15 protein-coding genes are annotated in these 21252 nt (G+C 50.7%); 9 read left to right on the top strand and 6 right to left on the bottom strand.

Features of this window, described 5'->3' with window-relative positions:
- Nucleotides 1–288 precede the first annotated feature (288 nt).
- A complete protein-coding gene (locus P4D80_RS03210; protein WP_421657409.1) occupies nt 289–1749 on the top strand; it encodes a GAF domain-containing sensor histidine kinase in 1461 nt (486 codons plus the stop codon).
- An 80-nt stretch (nt 1750–1829) separates the two neighbouring features.
- On the opposite strand, the gene P4D80_RS03205 is transcribed toward P4D80_RS03210, so the two are convergent.
- On the bottom strand, nt 1830–3182 hold the full coding sequence (locus tag P4D80_RS03205; protein ID WP_421657408.1) for an S-layer homology domain-containing protein: 1353 nt from the start codon (nt 3180–3182) through the stop codon (nt 1830–1832).
- A gap of 455 nt (nt 3183–3637) precedes the next feature.
- Between P4D80_RS03205 and P4D80_RS03200 the strand changes: the two genes are divergently transcribed.
- A complete protein-coding gene (locus tag P4D80_RS03200; protein WP_421657407.1) occupies nt 3638–7654 on the top strand; it encodes a PAS domain S-box protein in 4017 nt (1338 codons plus the stop codon).
- An 81-nt stretch (nt 7655–7735) separates the two neighbouring features.
- Here the strand turns inward: P4D80_RS03200 and P4D80_RS03195 are convergent, their stop codons facing one another.
- Nucleotides 7736–8545: a prohibitin family protein gene (locus P4D80_RS03195; RefSeq protein ID WP_421657406.1), complete on the bottom strand. Its 810-nt coding sequence runs from the start codon at nt 8543–8545 to the stop codon at nt 7736–7738.
- A 71-nt stretch (nt 8546–8616) separates the two neighbouring features.
- A complete protein-coding gene (locus tag P4D80_RS03190) occupies nt 8617–9102 on the bottom strand; it encodes a hypothetical protein (protein ID WP_421657405.1) in 486 nt (161 codons plus the stop codon).
- A 315-nt stretch (nt 9103–9417) separates the two neighbouring features.
- Between P4D80_RS03190 and P4D80_RS03185 the strand changes: the two genes are divergently transcribed.
- Both P4D80_RS03185 and accD read left to right on the top strand, forming a co-directional pair.
- Nucleotides 9418–9651 carry a hypothetical protein gene (locus tag P4D80_RS03185; protein ID WP_421657404.1) on the top strand — a complete coding sequence of 78 codons (234 nt, stop codon included), beginning with the start codon at nt 9418–9420 and terminating at the stop codon, nt 9649–9651.
- 144 nt (nt 9652–9795) lie between these two features.
- The gene (gene accD, locus P4D80_RS03180; protein ID WP_421657403.1) at nt 9796–10725 is read left to right on the top strand and encodes an acetyl-CoA carboxylase, carboxyltransferase subunit beta; all 930 of its coding nucleotides are present in this window, start codon (nt 9796–9798) and stop codon (nt 10723–10725) included.
- 133 nt (nt 10726–10858) lie between these two features.
- Here accD and P4D80_RS03175 read toward each other — a convergent pair whose 3' ends face one another.
- The 3 genes from P4D80_RS03175 to P4D80_RS03165 are packed head-to-tail and all read right to left on the bottom strand — an operon-like array spanning nt 10859 to nt 12226.
- On the bottom strand, nt 10859–11239 hold the full coding sequence (locus tag P4D80_RS03175) for a hypothetical protein (protein ID WP_421657401.1): 381 nt from the start codon (nt 11237–11239) through the stop codon (nt 10859–10861).
- A gap of 59 nt (nt 11240–11298) precedes the next feature.
- Nucleotides 11299–11976, bottom strand: coding sequence for a glutathione S-transferase family protein (locus P4D80_RS03170; RefSeq protein ID WP_421657400.1), 678 nt, complete (start codon nt 11974–11976; stop codon nt 11299–11301).
- Nucleotides 11977–12031: 55 nt separating this feature from the next.
- Nucleotides 12032–12226, bottom strand: a complete 195-nt coding sequence (locus tag P4D80_RS03165) for a hypothetical protein (protein WP_421657399.1) — start codon at nt 12224–12226, stop codon at nt 12032–12034.
- A gap of 448 nt (nt 12227–12674) precedes the next feature.
- Between P4D80_RS03165 and P4D80_RS03160 the strand changes: the two genes are divergently transcribed.
- The 5 genes from P4D80_RS03160 (at nt 12675) to P4D80_RS03140 (ending at nt 20903) form a co-directional block, all read left to right on the top strand.
- Complete coding sequence (locus P4D80_RS03160; protein ID WP_421657398.1) at nt 12675–12839, top strand: hypothetical protein; 165 nt, start codon at nt 12675–12677, stop codon at nt 12837–12839.
- A 407-nt stretch (nt 12840–13246) separates the two neighbouring features.
- Complete coding sequence (locus P4D80_RS03155) at nt 13247–14425, top strand: transaldolase (RefSeq protein ID WP_421657397.1); 1179 nt, start codon at nt 13247–13249, stop codon at nt 14423–14425.
- Between the two features lie 318 nt (nt 14426–14743).
- Nucleotides 14744–17281, top strand: a complete 2538-nt coding sequence (locus P4D80_RS03150) for a glycogen/starch/alpha-glucan phosphorylase (RefSeq protein ID WP_421657396.1) — start codon at nt 14744–14746, stop codon at nt 17279–17281.
- 10 nt (nt 17282–17291) lie between these two features.
- Nucleotides 17292–17930 carry a histidine phosphatase family protein gene (locus P4D80_RS03145; RefSeq protein ID WP_421657395.1) on the top strand — a complete coding sequence of 213 codons (639 nt, stop codon included), beginning with the start codon at nt 17292–17294 and terminating at the stop codon, nt 17928–17930.
- A 15-nt stretch (nt 17931–17945) separates the two neighbouring features.
- Nucleotides 17946–20903 carry a CHAT domain-containing tetratricopeptide repeat protein gene (locus P4D80_RS03140; RefSeq protein WP_421657394.1) on the top strand — a complete coding sequence of 986 codons (2958 nt, stop codon included), beginning with the start codon at nt 17946–17948 and terminating at the stop codon, nt 20901–20903.
- The last annotated feature ends 349 nt before the right edge of the window (nt 20904–21252 follow it).

Here is a 21252-nt window from a genome sequence, read left to right as displayed (position 1 = left end):
CAAGTGTAGTGATAGTTACAAAAGACGTGGTAAGTATATCGACTTGACACTGAAATTTCAACTTCTTTTAACCCAAAGATACAAAGATTAAATCATTCTTACAGCAGAAATTAAGTTTATCGGTCGAATTGAAATTGGAAAATGGCTGGGATCATTATTGGGACTGCAAACCACCTCTATCCTGATCCAGATGTATCAAAATGAGAAAAGGTGATTTTCAAGGCATCTTTTAGAAAGGTTTCTTAAACATCATCTGGGGTGGAAGTAAAACACTCTCGGAAATTGACTATGTTTATACCCACCAGTTCAGAATTCGTTGAACTTTGCCAAGCCCAAATTGCTTTGTTAACTCAAGGGTTGGGGGCATCACTCAGCGTTGTGTATCTGACTCAAGAATTGGTTGAGGGAGCAGAAACTCCATTAGTACCTGTGGCGGCTTACCCTGAAGCATCGGCGGATTGGCAGGGAAGGAGTCCGCTTCAGTTTCCACCCACCAAGATGACCAGTCGTGAGGCCAGTACGGATCTCCCCCCACTCCTGCTAAAAGACTCTACTGCGCTTTCCGTTGAAAATCGGCGAGAGATACTGGAGCCTGTTAATCCAGATGAATTGGAACTATCTGCCTTGCCTTCCAATCAGGCAGACCTTCCCTATCGCGGGCTCCTGGTTCCTCAACGACAATTGGTTTTACCTTTGATTCATCAAGAAGTGGTTATGGGCCTGTTGGTGACGGAACGCAGCGATCGCGCCTGGAATGAATGGGAACAGGCGCAAATTCATGAGATTGCTACGACACTGGCACTTGCCTGCGTTCTTGATCAGCGGTATCAGTGGCTAGAACACGATCGGCATCAACAACAATTACTGCAAGCGCAGCAGCACGATATTCTGGATAACTTGCTGCATCAGTTCCGTAACTCCTTAACGGCGCTTCAAACGTTTAGTAAGCTCATCTTGAAGCGTCTCCTACCAGGAGATGCAAATCGTGAAATTGCCGCCAGTATTGCCCGTGAGGCCGCTCGCTTGAAGGAGTTATCAGAGCAGTTAGAGACCGCCGCAACGGGTATGGAGATGGAGGAAGAACGAACTTCTCCCTTATTCCTGCCGCCTGCAATTGAGGCGTGGGAACAGGATAGGTCACTACCAGCAGACTCCCAAAATAGAGAAGTTCGACTTCTACCGGATGCGGGAGTTCTTGCGGGGGCTCCATTGTCGCTGGAGCCCTGCTCTGTTGTCAATGCGCTACAGCCTTTGCTGGCATCGGCGGGAGCGATCGCTCAAGCGCAAAACCTGACTCTTCACACCGATCTCCCTCCCAATTTGCCACCTGCGCTTGCCAATGAGCAGGCACTTCGAGAGGTATTTAATAACTTAATTGAAAACGCTCTGAAATACACTTCCAGTGGGGGACAAATTTTTGTCCAGGCCCGTCCTCTGGTTTTAGAGGGGGCATCAGAGAACGAATCCTGGCTAGAAGTGTCAGTATCTGATACCGGACCCGGCATTTCCCCTCAGGACTTACCCCATATTTTTGAGCGTCGCTTTCGGGGTGCGCAAGCTGAGAGCGGCATCCCCGGTAGTGGGTTGGGGCTGGCGATCGCCCGTGCCTTAATCGAACAAATGCATGGCAAAATTCAGGTGGTTAGCCCCGCTCCCAGCGGTCCAACCCAATCCCAGTCCAACCAGGCAACCGGCCCCGGAACAATGTTCACAGTCCATTTACCGGTTGCAAAGGAATCCGTGAAATAAGGAATGGGGCAAGAAACTCCAGGCAAAAGATCCAACTCCAGCCCTGGTTTCTAACCCCGCCAGTCCAAAATTAAATGCCCTTAGTACTTCTGAGGTGTCACCTCTGCGGGAGCCGCAGGAGCCGGAGCAGGCGCTGGCGTTGGAGCAGGCGCTGGCGCTGGAGCAGGGGCGGGGGCAACTCTCGGCTGTGCAGGTGGTCTTCCCGCAATCACCAGATCCTGATTAAGGGTCAACAGCAGGTTGGTGTTAGGGTCGATCGCGATCGCCTCAACCGAAGAGCCTCCCAGAAACGTACCCGCCAGGGCACCTGCTGCAGCTCCAGTCAGCACTTCCCATGCCTGGATCTTGCGGTCTCCAGTCACGGCGGCCACCCCTGCACCGGCACCGGCACCCACCAGCGTGCCCGCAATAATCTTGCCCGTAGTTGGATTTTTCCTGACCACCGAGTAATTTCTGAGCACTTCTGAACTTGCACTCACAGGAAGTCGTTGCCCATTTGGCAGAACAATTTCACTGGCAACAAATTGCACCCCGCCATCAGTCACGATCAATTGCCCGATCACATCACTACCTGCCGGAATCAGCACCTGCCCCTGGGACGTGACGACATTCTGAGCAACCTTCATAGTGATGGGAATGGGGCGAGACTCGTCCCTCGACAAAAGAATCCGGTCATCCCCTGTATAAACGATGGGAATCGATGCCCCAGCGGGAATCTTGATGGCAGTTGCAACCTGACCCACAATGTAGGGTGACTGAATCGCCGCTACCTGTCCCAGATCAACCAGTGCCTGAAAGATAAACGCTGCAACTTCTGCCCGAGTCGCTACCCGGTTTGGATTCAGGGTCCTCACATCCGGGTAGTTCACCACCACCTGGCGTTCAGTTGCAGCGGCAACACCAGGACGCGCATAACCGGGAATCGTAGACGCATCGGAAAATGTAGCCCCCAATAGCGGATCAATGGGACGGGTGTTGGCGTAATCTAGGCCAGCCGCCAGGGAAACCAGTACCTGTACCCGCGGAATATTTTCATTCGGCCTGAAGAGATTACCTGGATAGCCTGCCATAAACCCAGTCGTATAGGCTCTTTCGATTGCCTCCCTGGCCCAATAGTTGGCAGGCACATCTGCAAAGTTGACAGGAGGACGAACCGCCGGACGATTGAACGCCCGATTCACCATAGCGGCAAATTGGGCACGGGTTACCGGGTCTTCCGGGCGGAAGGTGCCATCCTCTGCAAAGCCAACAATAATGCCCCGAGCAGCCAACTCTTGAATAAACGGAGCCGCCCAATAACTAGACGGTACATCCGGAAAGTTTGTCTGGGCAACTGCTGGGGTGGATAGAAAAAACGGTGTCACCGATCCTGCTGCCAAACCCAAAGCAATCAACCCAGCAGTCCCAGATTTCCAGGGAATGGAATACGACATGGGTAAGTTCTCCAAATAAATCGACGATTGGCTAATTTTATAGACCCTAAGGAAAAATGAAGGCTCCGGAGGTGGTTTTATGGCTAGAAACCACCATTTTTAAACAAAATCCTCCTGGTTTTGAGAAATGCTGAGGGATGATTTTTTGTTTATCTGAAGAGTAAAGATGCACACAACTAACACAACCACTCCTCAATAACAGCAAGATCCTGGCTATTTGCTGGGCAAATGGAATTGCCCAAAGTGATGATACTCGCTCTATTTACTTCTGAACGAATAATCTATAAATCAGCGGTAAAAAAATCAGATTCGTGTTGTTGGCCCAAAGCATGACCAGCCCAAAATTTCAAATCTGGCTTAAATTCTTTCGTAAAAAAGCATTAGCGTTTTGTTTTTAACAAGAATATGGAAATAAGGGAACGGTTACGGAGCAACCCCACTCGCAGAAAAGAGCCATGATCTTTGATTCCAGCGATTTACAGGCAATCCGAGAGTGCTGCCGAGATGATGTGGCATTTGAGCAGCTTCAGGCAATCCTGGCGAAAAAGCTGGCGAGTTTGGAAAAACCGACGGAACCGGATCAACGGCGCGTGCGCTACGAAGCCATTTTGAATGCCCTGCCCGATCGCGTCTTTCTCTCCAACCGCAATGGGGATAACCTGGACTTCAAAGGCACTCCAGAGGATGAAGAGCGGGGCTTTTCACCGGAAACGATTCGAGGCACTAACCTGCGGCAGTTTGTACCCCCCGATCTGGCTCAGCGATGTTTGGATGCGATCGCCCAGGCGCTGGATACAGGCAATCTGCAAACGCTGGAATACCAGCTTTCAGAAGATTGGAAAACCGATGGCGAACTGAGAGACTACGAAGTGCGCGTGGTGGCCAGTGGAGAAGAGGAAGTGCTGGCAATTGAGCGCGACGTCACTGACTTGAAACAGGCAGAAAAACGTCAGCTTCAGGCAGAAACCCAGTACCGCAGCATCTTTGAAGCCATTAGTGATGGGTTGATTATCGGCGATCCAGACACTGGCATTGTCGTGGAAGCAAACCCCGCTGTCTGTGAAATGCATGGCTACACCCGTGAGGAGTTTATCGGCTTAGCCCCACACCAGTTCATTCATCCGGATAGCTTTTATTTATTTGAAGAATGTATTGCCGCTATCAAAGCGAACCGACCGTTTCGTTGCCGGGCAGTTAACCTCAAAAAGGACGGCACCCCGTTTCCGATTGAAGTGATTGGAACCCGTTTTAACTACCGGGGCAAACCCCATCTTTTAGCCGTTGTTCGAGACATCACCGAACAGGTTGAAGCCGAAAAGGCGTTAAGGCTTAGCGAAGCCCGCAACCGTGCCCTGGTTAATGCCATTCCCGATTTTGTCTTCCGTCTGGATGCCCATGGCACCTTTCTTGATATAGAAGCTGCCCTCGACGAGGATCTGATTTTGCCCCCAGGGGAGTGTATCGGCAAAACGGTAAATATGGTGTTACCAGAGATGGCTGCCCAGCGGTGGATGTACCACATCCAGCAGGCGCTCGAAACGGGTGAGTTACAAAGCTTTGAATATCAGATTCCGATTAAGGGAGTGTGGCGCGATCGTGAAGCCAGAGTCGTCGTCTGTGGTGAGCAAGAGGTTGTCGTCTTCATGCGCGACATTACTGAACGCAAACAGGCCGAACGAGCCAGCGATCGCGAACGTCGCCTGTTTGCCGAAGGCCCCGTCGTCGCTTTTCGCTGGGTCAACGAAGATAACTGGCCAGTAGAATACGTTTCAGCCAACGTCTCCCAATTTGGCTACAGCCCCGAAGACTTTACCAGCCGCAAGCTACTCTACGGGCAGATCGTCCATCCCGACGACCTTGATCGCGTTGGAAAAGAAGTGGAACACGGGGTTGCTACCAGCCTGAGTGCGGTTGAGCAAGACTACCGGATCATTCGAGCTGATGGAGAAGTTCGCTGGGTTTACGACCTCTGTGGCATTGTCCGCAACGAGCGCGGAGAAGTCACCCACTATGAGGGATACGTTTTAGACATCACTGATCGCAAACAGGTCGAGGCTGCTTTGCGAGAAAATGAAGCCCGCTTCCGACTGTTAGTCGAACAGTCGCTGGTGGGCATCTATGTCATCAAGCAAGGCAAGATTGCCTACGTTAACCCTCGGCTGGCCCAGATGATGGGCTATACCGTTGATGAGCTGATTGGCCATCCCGTGCTGGATATCGTGATCCCCGAAGACCGGGAAATGGCAGCCGAAAATATCCGCCGCCGGATTCAGGGTGAAGTGGATGCCTTGAACTACACCCTGCGGGTGCTGCGCAAAGATGGGGTACAGCTTGAAGTTGAAGTTTTGGGCAGTCGAACTAACTTCAATGGCGAACCCGCCATCATGGGCACCCTGCTGGATGTGACCGAACGCAAACAGTCGGAAAAAGCCCTGCGCGAGTCAGAGGAGAAGTTTTCCAAAGCCTTCAGCTCCAGCCCGGCAGCCATGTCTCTGACGACGTTAAGCGAAGCTCGGATCCTGGATATCAACGACAGCTTTCTTAAGGCCACAGGCTACACCCGCAACGAAGTAATTGGAAAAACCATCCCCGAACTCAACATCTGGGTTAACCTGGCACACCGGGATGAAATGCGCCGAACACTCCTGGAATTTGGGGAAGTGCACAATCTGGAAACCCCATTCCGACGAAAGTCTGGCGAGATCGGCGTGATGTTATTCTCTGCCGATATCATCACCTTTAAAGGAGAACCCTGCGTACTTGGCGTCACCGTTGATATCACAGACCGCAAACGCGCCCAGGAAGCACTAGAACTCAGCGAAGCCCGCAATCAGGCATTCCTGAATGCCATTCCTGACCTGATGCTGCGCATTCACCGAGACGGCACCTACCTGGACTGCAAAGCCGACCAGGACTCGGACTTTGCCGTGCCCCCCGAAGAAATGATTGGCAAGACCGTTTATCAGGTTTTGCCGCCAGAGGTTGCCCAGGAGCGAATGTATTACATCGAGCAGACGTTGAAAACGGGGGAAACTCAAATTTTTGAATATCAACTGATGCACCACGGCGAGTTGCGGGACTATGAAGCCCGTCTGGTGGTCAGTGGTCAGGATGAAGTGCTGGCCATCATGCGCGATATTACCGAACGGAAACGGACAGAAGCCCAATTGCGAGCTAATGCTGAACGCGATCGCCTCCTGGGGCAGATTGCTCTGCGCATCCGGCGATCGCTCAACCTGGATCAGATTCTGACCACCACTGTGGAAGAAGTGCGCCAGTTCCTTGAAGTCGATCGCGTCTTCATCGGTCAAATTGATCTCAGCTGGCAGGGCAGAATTATGGCAGAATCCTTTGCTCCAGAGTGGGGCTCGATCCTCTCCTGGATTACTAATGACCTGCACTTGCGAGAAATCCGGGCTCTGTTTGCCCAGGGACATGTTCAGGCCATTGACAACACTGCTGAGGCCACTGTATCACCCATGCTGGCAGACTACTATGCCCAGTGCCAGATTCGAGCCAGCCTGGGAGTACCTATCCTGCTGGAAGACCAGTTTTTTGCCGTCCTGGTTGCTCAGCAGTGCAGCCATTCCCGCCACTGGACACCATTTGAGATTGAACTCATGTCTCAACTGGCAACTCAGGTGGCGATCGCCATCCAGCAGGCAGAGTTATACCAGCAGGTGCAAAACCTCAATATGAACCTAGAACAACTGAACGCCAGTCTGGAACAGCAAGTCCAGGAACGGACAGCCCAACTACAACAAAGCATGCTCGAACTCCAGGAGTTGAGCCGAGTCAAAGACGACTTCCTCCATGCTGTTTCCCACGACCTGCGTACTCCCGTTATGGGAATGCTGATGGTATTGAAAAATCTGCAAAATAAAGCTACAGATTCTGTCACTCTCTCTCGCTCGGTACTGGAGCGCATGGTGCAGAGCTGCGATCGCCAAGTCAACATGATCAACTCTTTGCTAGAAGCCCACTCTGCTGAAATGCAAGGAATTAGCCTCAATTATGAGTCCGTGAACCTGGGGGAGCTAGTGCGGGCAATCGTGGATGATCTCGATAGCTTGATTACGAGCAATCAAGCCACACTGGTAAACCACATCCTGGATGATTTACCGGCGATTCAAGCCGATCCCACTCAACTTCGACGAGTGTTTGAAAACTTGATTACCAATGCACTTAAACACAACCCACCGGGATTACAAGTCACCCTGTCGGCAACCCTTGAAGAAGATGCCATCCGCTGTTGTGTTCAAGACAACGGAGTCGGCATGACGTCAGAAGAATGTGAAACCCTGTTTGAACGGTACGCCCAGGGAAGCCGTTCTCGACGTTCAGCCGGAATTGGTCTAGGTCTGTACGTCTGCCGCCAAATCATTACAGCTCACGGAGGAGTCATCGGCGCAATCAGTACCCCCGGAGAGGGGGCAACCTTCTGGTTCACTCTGCCACTGCTAGGCGAATAGGGCCACAGCCTGACCTGGAAATAGAACCGACTCCCTTGACTCCCTTTTTTCATTCGTGGCGCTGTACGCAGTTCATTATGGCTACTTTCGTCCGCCTGCCTCATCAACCCTGATGTTGATAAACGGCAAAGCCCCGTTACTCCCCATCACCGTTGGAAAGCGGCCATCCCATTTTTCAATCGCCTGCTTCTGCAATAATTCCGCTGTCAACGTCTGCCGTTGTAGCCGCTGGGCTTCTGCCTGCCCACGGGCACGGTTGATCTCTGCCTCAGCTTCCTTCTTTGCCTTCAGCGCAATAAATTCCGCCTGCTTAGCCTCCTGCTCCGCAATCTGTTTTGCCTCGATCGCCTTATTAAACTCAGGCGAAAACCCAAAATTGACCAGCGAGACATCATCGACAATCAATCCATAGGCCGCCAGGCGAGTCTTTAACTGGGCATCAATTTCATCCTTCAGTTCTGTGCGCCTGATCAAAATTTCTTCTACATTCTTTTTCGCTGTGGCGGCTTTCAACACCTCAGAAACAGCAGGGGTAATAATCCCATTCACAATTTGCTCCTGGTCCCCAACTCGCTGGTAGACCTTGTTTGCCTGAGCCGGATCAATATGCCAGTTAATCGCAAGCTCCGTAGTCACATCTTGAAGATCCTTGGAAGCTGCCCTGGCATTGATATCGTTCTTCTGAACCCGCACATTTAACCGCTTAACCGAGGTCACAATCGGCAGGATGGGGTGAATCCCTTCGTCCAGAATCACATCCTGGACTTTCCCAAAACTCATTACGACACCCCGCTCCCCCGCATTCACGATTACAAACGGCTTGAACAAAATCGCCCCAATCAAAAGGGTTACCCCACCAACGATGTAGAGAGCACTATTCGTCGATTTCATATCCGATTCCTTTGTGGTTATTGCTGTGGTTGTTTACAAAGGCTACTACAAAACGGATCACCACCTTTTCCTTAAGTCTCACCCAGTCCAATGCGATCGCCCGCCTGCCGCTGGAACAAACTGAGGATCATTTCTGCCGCCCTGATTGCCTTGCTACTGATTTCCAGCAAAATTGACGGAACGGCAAACTCTTCCTCGCTCTGCAAACTCTGATAGAGAATTGTTGTTGCTGTTGGACGATGCTCCCGACGCACCTGAGATAGAAGCAGAGGTAGATCTCGCCTCACCTCTGCCCAGTAAACGGCGGGGAACTGAACATAGTCAAAGTTGCAGCTACGGAACACCCGTTCAATCCGGCGATAGCGATAAAAAGACCAGTCACGCCAGATGCGCCAGGAAGGATGTAAATCGTCTGCTGCCAGCAGTTTATCAACCTTTTGGTGGAAGGTCGGCAGATAATCATCCAGCCAGAACTGCATCATCCTGGCATAGTTCGGATTTTGACGGGCCAACAAGTTCAAAATCTCATCCCGGCTGACACCAAACCGGTCAAGCAATTCAGTGGATAGATAAAATAGTCTTTGCGAGCTGATATAAAATTTATTGAAATTTGGAACTGCCGGTATTGACCAGTTCATTTTCTGACAGGCGATCAACTAGCCAAATCCAGCTAATTTGCTCAACCCACTCATCTCGCATCTGGGTTCCAGCACCATATCTCAGGCAACATTGTCCTCATCCTTCAAGGAATCATCTGCCACCGCTTTATATTGGGAGGAACCCACTAGATCTGAGATTGTCAGTGTATCTATGAGCTTTGCTCATCCTTTGCTTAAATTCAAGGGTTCCCACCTTTTGGTAAAATTAACGTCGTGTCGTGGATCACACTAAGGACTACCCGCTTCCGCTGGGAGGCTGAACTCATGCAGCAACTGTTGGCATCCCATCAGATACCAGCACGAATTGTTGACCTGGGTTTACTGCCCTACATTGGTTCTGCAAGCCCTGCTGCGCTTCAGGTTTACCCTGAAGATCGTTGGACAGCGCTCATGCTGTTAAGTCCGCTTGAGGAGGAAATTAAGGCGGAAACAGAAGCGCAAGAGTAAATTAATATTTTGCTTTGAACTTTAAGAGAACCAACACGATGGTTAGGGGGCTGAACGGTCAAATTTAGCGATTCATTCCAGTTTCTTGTCTAGGCAATCTCGCAAGGGAGAATACTGGCTAGTTCATAAGGGATATCGGTACCCATGTCTTTATTTGATTGGTTTGCAAATCGGCGAAAATCGGGTCCAGTCAGTCAGGAACGGCAGGAACGAGAGATTGCCGATGGGCTGTGGTCTAAATGTGAAAAGTGTGGGGTTCTGGCTTATACAAAGGATCTGCGGGCCAATCAGATGGTCTGCCTGGAATGTGGGCATCATGCACGAGTTTACAGCGATGAGCGCATTCGCCAATTAATCGATCCAAATACCTGGAAGCCTTTGGATGAGAGACTGACTGCGGTTGACCCCTTGAAGTTCCGTGATCGCAAATCCTACAGCGATCGCCTACGAGAAATGCAGGAAAAGACCAAACTGGCTGATGCGGTACAGACAGGGATCGGACGGCTAGAAGGATTGCCCGTCGCCCTCGGAGTGATGGATTTTCGCTTTATGGGTGGCAGTATGGGCTCAGTAGTGGGTGAAAAGTTGACTCGTCTAATTGAGCGGGCTACACGGGAACGGCTCCCCGTAATCATTGTTTGTGCCTCTGGGGGTGCCCGTATGCAGGAGGGAATGCTGAGCCTGATGCAGATGGCAAAGATTTCGGCAGCGCTGGATCGTCATCGAGATGCTCACCTTCTCTATATTCCGGTTCTGACCCATCCCACAACGGGTGGGGTCACGGCCAGTTTTGCCATGCTGGGTGACATCATCCTGGCGGAACCCAGGGCAACGATTGGCTTTGCTGGACGTCGCGTTGTTGAACAGACTTTACGAGAGAAATTGCCAGACAACTTCCAGACGGCGGAATACTTGCTTGAACATGGTTTTGTGGATGCGATTGTACCCCGCACCCAATTGAAAAAAACGCTGGCCCAGCTGATTCGTTTGCACCAGCCCGTAGCAGCTCCCGCTTCACTTCCAGTTCACCACTTAGAAGACATCAGGCCCCTCAGTAAAACGACTTTAGAATAGCCCCAATGAATTGGGTATAGCTCGCCCATGGAATTGGGGAGTCAGGAGCCAGAGGCCAGAAGCGAAAGTAGAAAAGGATTCTGGTTTCTGGCTTCTGACTGCTATTTTTAAGTCAGCAGAGTAACAGCGGCTATTATCCCTCCATTTCCAGGGAATCGTGATCAATTAGAACTTCATCAACACAAAGTTCGTAAGGGGGTTCTGCTTCATTGGGAGGGTGAATCCGAATTCTGGCATTATTCAGGAAGCATGCGAGGTGATTGCCTAAGGGCACGAGGTTATTCAACACCCGCAGGTGCACCGAGGCATTGGGGCAAATGATGATCAGTGTCAGAGCTGCGGTATTTGTAGTGATATACCATTGACAGGACATCAGAATGGACTGGGTAACTCCATCGCAGGCTTCGTAAAGGCAGCGAGCAATCGCTGCTTCTAACTGCCGCTTTAGGTCTTCATCCATTGACGTGGTTCGAGTAGGCGGTAAGTCATCAGGAGAAAGGTTAAGTTCAGGCACGGCCAGGCTCCTTTTGTGTTGTAGCCATTGACAAGAGTGGGGAGGAAAAAGCAGAAGGATTAGTGAGAAGCGGGTTCAGTGAGCGCGAGATATTGGGGAGGGATAACTTCGGGTTCAGCGATCGCGGCGGTTATCCATTCCTGCATAGCAGGAAGGTTCCAGATAGCGTCGACGTAAGCCTGGGAAATCGGATCAACCGCGACATCATAGGTCACAAACCGAGAAATAACCGGAGCATACATCGCATCCGCAAGGGTGAAATTCCCAAACAAGAAATCACCCGTCGCCCCAAACCGTTGCCGACAATCGCGCCAGATGGCTGTCACACGAGCAATATCCGCCAGCACTTCGGGAGTCCTTCCTGCTCCCGGATAGCGAGAACGGCAGTCCAACGGCATGTAATGGCGCAAGCTGGAAAAGCCAGAATGCATTTCAGCACTGATGGAGTGGGCGATTGCGCGGGCCTCTCGATTTGGTGGATACCAGTATTGGTCTGAAAACTGCTCTGCCAGATATTCACAAATTGCAAGCGAATCCCATATAGTCAGACCCTGATGAATGAGAACTGGTACCCGTCCTGATGGAGAGTACTGCAAAATTTGCTGACGCGTTTCTGATGTATCGAGTGGAATTCGGATTTCCTCAAACTCAAGCCCTACCTGTTTCATGGCCAACCAGGGACGCAATGACCAGGACGAGTAATGTTTATTCCCAATAACTAAAGTCAGCGCTCCCATTCCATAACCTGCACAAATTGTTGGGTAATCACTACCTTTAAAGTTCAAAGTCTAACTAAGCAGGATGATGAGGGCGCTGTTCTACTTTTTCAATTAATATTTCCGCCATTTCAATGGCTGTTAGAACCAGCGTCTGTTCTTGCTGCCCTCTTACCTCTCCGTCCGCACCTGTGTAGATATGAGGGTTGGATAGCATTCCTGCCAGTAGTTGTGTTGCAATTTGTTTGAGTTCTTCTGATGATGAGTTCATAGCGGCCCCCTGTAGGGGTGTGTAAGTTGTTAGTTGTGGGTTGCTAGAGAAGGGTAAGGGATACCTCCTATCCTAACGACTGCTGTAGAAACTGAATTTGCTGTAGAAACTGAATTTAGGGTAATCCTCACTCCTGACGACGTAGATTGTGGCGATCGCCAATCTTTGCGATTGCCACAATGTTTTTACAAACTCTGATGAAATGACTTCTTACCCCCCAAGGTTTCCCTGACTCCCATTCAGAATTGGCCTCAAAAATTTAACGCACTCCGCATAGGATGCCCCCATCCCAGGTCCTTCTTACACGATACCTGACAGTCGAACCGAAGTGATTAGCGTCATCTGTAGATGTGATTTGAATCTCAGGGCTTTGGCTGGTACGTCACGTGTCAGACCAGAGAGAGATGACATAACTTAGTTAACCCCCTCTAGTTCCCCTGAAAACGCCATGTCTGACTCACTCTTGAATAAGAGCACTGTTATCCTGAACGCGATCGCCATTACCGCTGCTCTCGCAGTTATCTCTGGTCAACTGTCCTTAAATCCTTTATCACAACTCCCAGCTTCTCTGAGTTTCAACCATCAGCGTGGCCAACTGACTCCCCGGCCTTAATTCCATCACTCCCCCACCCATCTACCCTCTTCTTTGCTGACTCTAGTTGGTTATATGGCAGTCCTAAATCAGTCGTGAGATTGAGAAGTTTTTTGAGAAAGAATTCCTACAGTCTTAACACCTAAAGTCTTAACAGACTACTCGTTACTTATAGTAAGTGAGTGGGTCAAATTAAATTGAACATGGCGTCTCTTGCAAAACCCTCTTTAGTCCCCCTTGGCAAGGGGGATAAAGGGGGTATGGAATTTAACCACGCCTACCTACTTACAACGAAAAGAACAGTCTGTGGCTAACAAAACAACAGATTAAAGTTTTCCGATGGTAACCTGCTATCTGAAAAATCCCCAGTTACTATTCTGATTAGTTAAGTCTTGACAAACTCAAATGCAATCACCTGGGAGAAACTGATGGCTAAGAACCTGCTAGAGCAACTGCGCCAAATGACCATCGTAGTTGCTGACACGGGCGACATTCAGGCAATTGAGCAATATCAGCCACGTGATGCTACTACAAACCCCTCATTGATTACGGCTGCTGCCCAAATGCCTCAATATCAGGAGATTGTAGACGATACTCTGAAGCAGGCAAAAAAAGACAAAGGCTCCGGCGTAGCAGACCAGGAAATTCTGACTCTGGCGTTTGATCGCCTCGCCATTTCCTTTGGCAAAAAGATCTTAGAAATCATTCCTGGCCGAGTTTCTACTGAAGTGGATGCGCGGTTATCCTACGACACCGAAGCCACTATAGAAAAAGCCCGCTATTTAATCTCTGAATACGAAGCTGCCGGGATTTCCCGCGATCGCATTCTGATTAAAATTGCCTCCACCTGGGAAGGCATTAAGGCTGCCGAAGTCCTTGAAAAGGAAGGGATTCATTGCAATCTCACGCTGCTGTTTGGCATTCACCAGGCGATCGCCTGTGCTGAAGCAGGAGTTACCCTGATCTCTCCCTTCGTCGGGCGGATTTTGGATTGGTACAAAAAAGAAACCGGACGGGAAAGCTATCCCCCAGCCGAAGATCCGGGTGTATTATCAGTGACCAGCATCTACAACTACTACAAAAAGTTTGGCTACAAAACTGAAGTGATGGGAGCCAGCTTCCGCAACATGGGGGAAATTCTGGAACTGGCAGGTTGTGACTTGTTAACCATCTCTCCTAGCCTCCTGGGTGAACTCCAGTCCAGCAGCGGCGATCTACCTCGCAAGCTTGATCCAGCTAAAGCTGCTGCTATGGAGATCGAAAAGATCCCAATGGACAAGGAAACCTTTGATCAGATGCACCATCGTGATCGCATGGCATCCGAAAAACTGGCAGAGGGTATCCAGGGCTTTACCAAAGCCCTCATCGCTCTGGAAAAACTGCTGGCAAAGCGCCTGGCGTATCTGGAAGGAGAATCCACTATCAGCCATGCCGCCGAGGATCTCTTCCGCGTGTATGACCTGGATGGAGATGGGTTTATCACTCGCGAAGAATGGATGGGAGCCGATGCCGTATTTGATGCCCTCGACAGCAACAAGGATGGCAAAATCACTCCCGCCGAAATGGGAGCTGGACTGGGAGCCGCGTTTCACCTGGTAGAAGTTTAGGAGAAGAGGAAAGAAGAAAGAAGGGTTTGTCAAATTTTTTGTGGCAATCCTGGAAAAGGGCTCGAGGAAATCAGGGTTTCAAGGAGCCAGAGCCCCGTTTTTAAAGCGCCCCTGTAAAGAAACTGAAAGTCAACAGCCAGAGCTAACTCATCTCCTCATCCACCCCCCTGTCTCATCTCTCGCCTGACTAACAACACTCTTAAACCCTCGCCTGGTTTCTCTTTATCTTTTTTCTTTCCTCTTTCCTCTTTCCTCTTTTCTCTTCCCTACCCCTACTTCCCTCCAACCACCAGCCCTTCACTCTAAAGGAATCCAGTTATGCAGACCCTCCCAAATGTTCCACCCGGTTGCCCAACGGTTGCGGTGGAAGATGATCGCACTGGACTCAGTATTGATACCCTGAAGCGGGCTTTTCTGGATAATCTGTACTACATTCAGGGGAAGTTTCCGGCGATCGCAACGAAGAACGATTACTACATGGCGCTGGCGTATACTGTGCGCGATCGCCTCTTTCAACGCTGGATTGCAACCGCAGAGGCTTACAGTAAGACCGCTGCGCGTACCGTCTGCTATCTTTCTGCCGAATTTCTTTTGGGACCGCATCTGGGGAACAACCTGATCAACCTGGGGATCTATGACCAGGTAAAACAGGCGATCGAAGAATTGGGGCTGGATTTTAAGGAATTGCTGGAGCAGGAGGAAGAACCCGGTCTGGGCAATGGGGGTTTAGGGCGATTAGCGGCCTGCTATCTGGATTCGTTAGCAACGTTAGAAACTCCAGCGATCGGCTATGGCATCCGCTACGAATTCGGTATTTTCGATCAAGATATTCGCGACGGATGGCAGGTTGAAATCACGGATAAATGGCTGCGCTTCGGTAACCCCTGGGAAGTGGCTCGTCCCGAATGGGAGGTGGAAGTCAAATTTGGCGGCCACACCGAAACTTATACGGATGAGCACGGCCATTACCGAGTGCGCTGGGTTCCCTACAAAGTGGTGAAGGGCATTCCCTACGACACGCCAATTTTGGGCTACAAGGTTAATACCTGCAACACTCTTAGACTATGGACATCCGAAGCACCAGAGTCCTTCAACTTTGAAGCGTTTAACTCTGGCGACTACTCTGGTGCCGTCCACCAAAAGATGATTTCAGAAAATATTTCCAAGGTTCTCTACCCCAATGACAATCTGACTCAAGGCAAGCTTCTACGCCTGGAACAGCAATTCTTTTTTGTGTCCTGCTCTCTGCAAGACATGATCCGTATCCTGTTCCGTCAGAATCTGCCCCTGGAAACATTTCATGAAAAGTTTTCGATTCAACTAAATGATACCCATCCCTCCATTGCCGTTGCCGAATTGATGCGGTTGCTACTGGATGAATACGGGATGGAATGGGATAAAGCCTGGTACATCACCACCCATACCTTTGCTTACACGAACCACACTCTTCTCCCTGAAGCCCTGGAACGCTGGCCTCTAGCGCTATTCGGTGGACTTTTGCCACGTCATTTAGAAATCATTTACGAAATCAATCAGCGATTCCTGGACGATGTTCGTATTCGTTACCCCGACGAGCCCGATCGCGTCCGTCGTATGTCCCTGATTGATGAGTCCGGCGAAAAATACATCCGCATGGCAAATCTTGCCTGTGTTGGTAGCTTTGCCATTAACGGGGTTGCTGCGTTGCACACTGAACTGCTCAAGCGAGACGTCCTCCATGACTTCTATGAGATGTATCCGGAGAAGTTCAACAATAAGACCAATGGCGTCACTCCCCGTCGCTTCATGGTTTTAAGTAATCCCCGGCTTTGCGGCTTGATTACCCGCCACATTGGGGATGGCTGGATCAAAAACCTGGATGAACTGCATAAGCTGGAAGCATTTGTAGACAATCCAGACTTTTGTCGGGAATTTCGCGAGATCAAGCAGGCGATTAAGAAAGATCTGGCAGATTACATCTGGGAAAACTATAACCTTGAAATCAATCCCGAATCATTGTTTGACATTCAAGCAAAGCGCATTCATGAATACAAGCGACAACACCTGAACGCGCTGTACATTATTACCCTCTACAATCGCATCAAGGCCAATCCAGGTCTGGATATCACCCCTCGAACCTTTCTGTTTGGGGGCAAGGCAGCTCCCGGTTACTATATGGCGAAATTGATGATTAAGCTCATCAACTCGATCGCCGATGTCGTGAACCGAGATCCTGACATGAAAGGACGGCTCAAAGTCCTCTTCTTGAAGGACTACAACGTTAAGTTCGCTCAGCGAGTTTATCCGGCGGCTGACTTATCCGAACAAATCTCGACCGCGGGCAAGGAAGCCTCTGGTACGGGTAACATGAAATTTGCCATGAATGGTGCCCTCACAATTGGCACGCTGGATGGGGCAAACGTTGAAATTCGTGAGGAAGTCGGAGCTGAAAACTTCTTTCTATTTGGGTTGACAACGGAGGAAGTTTACGCCCTCAGAGCCAAAGGCTACAATCCACGCGACTACTACAACTCCAATCCTGAACTGAAGCTGGCGATTGACCGCATTGCCTCCGGTTTCTTTTCCCACGGCAACTCCAACCTGTTTAAACCCATGGTCGATAACTTACTCTACAAAGATGAATACTTGCTGCTAGCTGACTATGCTTCCTATGTTGAATGTCAGGACCGGGTAGGGCAGATGTACCGGGACTCAGAAGCCTGGACTCGGATGTCGATCCTGAACGTGGCACGCATGGGTAAGTTTTCTAGCGATCGCTCCATCCGCGACTACTGCAACGATATCTGGAAGGTAAAGTCTGTTCAGATTGAGCTGGAAGAGTACGCTCAGGTCAATGCAATTCAGTTGAGAGTATAAAACACCGATCATGAGCTTGCATTTATATTTCTTGCGCCACGGGGAAACGATTTACAGCCAAACGGGTGGTTACTGCGGTGAGCTTGACCCCGACCTGACTCCGGAAGGGCTGCAAATGGCAAAGGCATTTGCCAATGCTCACCAATCTGTTCCCTGGACAGCAGTTTACGTCAGCCCCATGAAACGGACGATCGCCACTGCTAAGCCCCTTTGTGAGGTCACTGGCATGGAGATGCAACTGCGAGATGGGCTAAAGGAGATCCGTTACGGCCAATGGGAAGGGAAAACCCAGGAGGACGTTAAGAAAGATTACCTGGAGGATTACATCAATTGGATGACAGAGCCCGCTTGGAATGCGCCCACAGGCGGTGAGACGGCGATCGAAATTGCCAGCCGTGCTTCTCTGGTGATTGCAGAAATCGAAAATAGGTACACCGATGGCAACGTTCTGGTGGTTTCCCATAAAGCAACGATTCGAATCATTCTTTGCAATTTGTTGGGGGTTGACCTGGGTCGCTATCGCGATCGCATTGATTGCCCTGCGGCTTCCCTCAGCGTTGTGAAATTTGATGTCCACGGGCCCCTGCTGCAACGGTTGGGCGATCGCTCCTATATGGATGAAACCCTGCGTTCCAGACCAGGGACCTAGTAAACCGATTGAATCATGCCTCGTTCTTCCATTGCACTAACAATCCTGGCTGCCCTGCTTTCCAACTTTATATTCCTTCCTTCCAGGGCTGCAATTTCAGACCAGCAAACCCAACCAACCGTTCCCCACCCCTTCCCCGTTCCTTCCTCTAACAACCAAAAACTAACAACAAGTAGCGCTTCCTCCCTCCCCAAGTCCTCTCAGCAAGCAGAAGCAGACCGTCTATTGGAGCAGGGCATTCAGCAGTGGCGAGCCAGTCAGTATCAAGAATCGCTTCAGTCATTGCAGCAGGCGTTGACCCTCTTTCGGAAATTGAATGATCAGCCGAAACAGGTGAAAATCTTACGCAATCTTGGAAACGTCTACTATCTTCAGTCCAACTACGACCAGGCCGTTTCCTACTATCAACAAAGCCTGGACCTGGCGAGAACAATTCAGGATCGGGCCGGAGAGGCAGGAGCCCTTGGCAATTTGGGCGTCGTGGCTGCGGGTTTGGGCGACTATCGCAAAGCGGGTAAATACTATGAACAGGCGCTTCCTATTTACCGCCAGGTTTACGATCGCCTGGGTGAGGGGCAAACACTGGGTAATCTGGGAGAAGTTGCTTACGGCCTTGGGGACTATCCCCAGGCGATCGCTTACCTCCAGCAAACCCTCACCATTGCCCGCGAACTTAAAGACCGTCAGCTAGAATCTAACACCCTCGGCACGTTGGGCATAGTCCACTACAGTTTGAGCGACTATTCCAAAGCGATTGAATACAACCAGCAGCAGTTGGCAACCGCCCGCGAACTCAAAGACCGCCGTAGCGAAGCGGCTGCGCTGAATAACATTGCCAATAGTTATCATGCTCAGGGAGATTATGGAACGGCGATCGCCTTCCATGAGCAGCGGTTGGTCATCTCTCGTGAAATTGGCGATCGCATTGGGGAAGCCCATTCCCTCAAAAACCTGAGCAGCATCTACTACGATTTGGGCAACTATTCCGAAGCTATCCAAAAGGCATTTGATAGTCTCGCTATCGCCCGCGCCATTAAAAACCGTGCTGCTGAAGCCTCAGTTATGACGAATATCGGGAATTTGTACCTGGTTTTGCAGGACTATCCCAAGGCAATTGAGTATCACCAGCAGCGGCTGGCGATCGCCCAGGAAATGGGAGATCTGAGTGGCACAGGAACAGCTTTGATTAACCTGGGCAATGCTCACAAGCGGCTGGGGCAAATCGAGAAATCAGTCGAGTTCTATCAGCAAGCATTGACAATTGCCCGCAAACTTCAAGACCGGGGCCAGGAAAGCTCCTGCCTGCTGAATTTAGGCATTGTCTATGATGATTTAGGGCAGTACGGGAAGGCAACCGAGTATCACCAGCAAGCATTGGCGATCGTTCGCCAGACGAAGGACCGCGCGACGGAAGCCTATATTCTGAACAACCTGGGTAACACCCAGTTCAAGGCAGGCAATCTAGCCGCCGCCGAAGCGACCTTAACCGCTGGGCTGCACATCTGGGAAAGCCTCCGTGCCAATTTGGGTACCAACGACTTCAACAAAATTTCCATTTTTGAACAGCAAGCCCGCACCTATCGCCTGTTGCAACGGGTTCTGGTGGCCCAAAACAAAACAACTGCGGCCTTAGAAATTGCCGAACGGGGGCGGGCAAGAGCCTTTGTAGAACTGCTATCCAGACGGTTAGCCTCCCCTTCTCAAACTGCTTCAGCCATCTCATCAACCGCAGCGGCCAGCCCATCCATTGCCCAGATGCAACAAATCGCCAGGACGCAAAATTCCACCCTGGTGCAGTACTCAATCACCTATGAAGACGTGATCGTCAATGGCAGAGCTGAGGCACGGGAAACTAAACTATATATCTGGGCGATCGCTCCCAACGGCACCATCAGTTTCCGCAAGGTTGATCTCAAACCCCTCTGGCAGCAGCAAAAAATTTCCCTCTCTGACCTGGTTGCCACCAGCCGGGAAACTCTAGGTCTGCGCGGTCGGGGTTTAGCCGTAGTCGCCAGTAGAGAGGGAGAACCCATCCGTCAGCAACATTCCCGGCTGTATGAGCTTTTGGTTCAGCCGATCGCCGATGTGTTGCCCAAAGACCCCAATGCGCGCGTTACCTTCATTCCCCAGGGGGTTTTATTCCTGGTCCCCTTCGCCGCCCTCAAGACCCCTTCTAATCGGTTTCTAATTGAACAGCACACGATTCTGACAGCTCCATCGATTCAGGTACTGGAATTAACCCAGCAATTAAGAAACCAGAAAAGAGGTCGATCTTCCTTTGTTTCTGCACTGGGGAGGAGGAATGAGCCCCCATCTACCCGTCCACCCATCCATCCTTCGCCCCTTACCCCTCACTCTGCTCTGGTTGTGGGCAATCCTACGATGCCGAAGGTTCCTGCTCTGTTCAACCGACCAGCCGAGCAATTAGAGTCGTTACCCGGTGCAGAACGGGAGGCAAATGCGATCGCCCCCTTGTTAGGTACTCAAGCACTGACGGGCGATTTAGCCACCAAGGCTGCCATTGTCAAACTCATGCCGCAGCAGCAAATCATTCACCTGGCAACCCATGGCTTACTCGACGACTTTAAGGGATTGGGCATTCCGGGCGCGATCGCCCTCGCCCCTTCCGGTAAAGACAATGGTTTACTGACCGCCGACGAAATTCTCAACCTCAAGCTGAAGGCTGAACTCGTCGTTCTGAGCGCCTGCAATACTGGGCGAGGACGCATTACCGGAGATGGCGTGATTGGTTTATCCCGCTCGTTCATTACCGCAGGTGTTCCCAGCATCATCGTTTCCCTCTGGGCTGTACCCGACTCCCCTACCGCATCTCTAATGACCGAGTTTTATCAAGTCCTGAAACGCAACCCAGATAAGGCCCAGGCACTGAGACAGGCAATGCTAACAACCATGCAACAGTATCCCAACCCACGAGATTGGGCCGCCTTCAGCCTGATTGGAGAAGCGGAGTAGTGCTCTACCTCATCACAAATCCACGCCTAATGCTTATGATTTAGCGGAGGAGCACGGTTAGAACTGATATAGCTATAGCCACCAAGCTTAGGACAGGGTGCAGGGGTTCCACCCCTGGCTGGGGGCGAAGCCCCCACTCCCTCTCTAATTCCAATGTCTTAACGCACCCGCATAGAGCTATAACACCTGAAGCAATAGCAACACTTAAAGCAATAGCAATAGAGTTGTCAACTGCAACAATAATCGATGTAGAGCAGTCTCAGTCGCTTTAGCCCAATCAATGAAACCCGATGCTGCTTGGAAAACAGCGAGGCAAACGTTACGCTCAAGGGTACAAATTCTTTCGGTT

This window comes from Leptothermofonsia sp. ETS-13, from assembly GCF_049200465.1.
Classification (GTDB): domain Bacteria; phylum Cyanobacteriota; class Cyanobacteriia; order Leptolyngbyales; family Leptolyngbyaceae; genus Leptothermofonsia.
The sequence above is the reverse complement of the archived record's forward strand: the minus strand, read 5'-3'. Positions and strand labels throughout refer to the sequence as shown.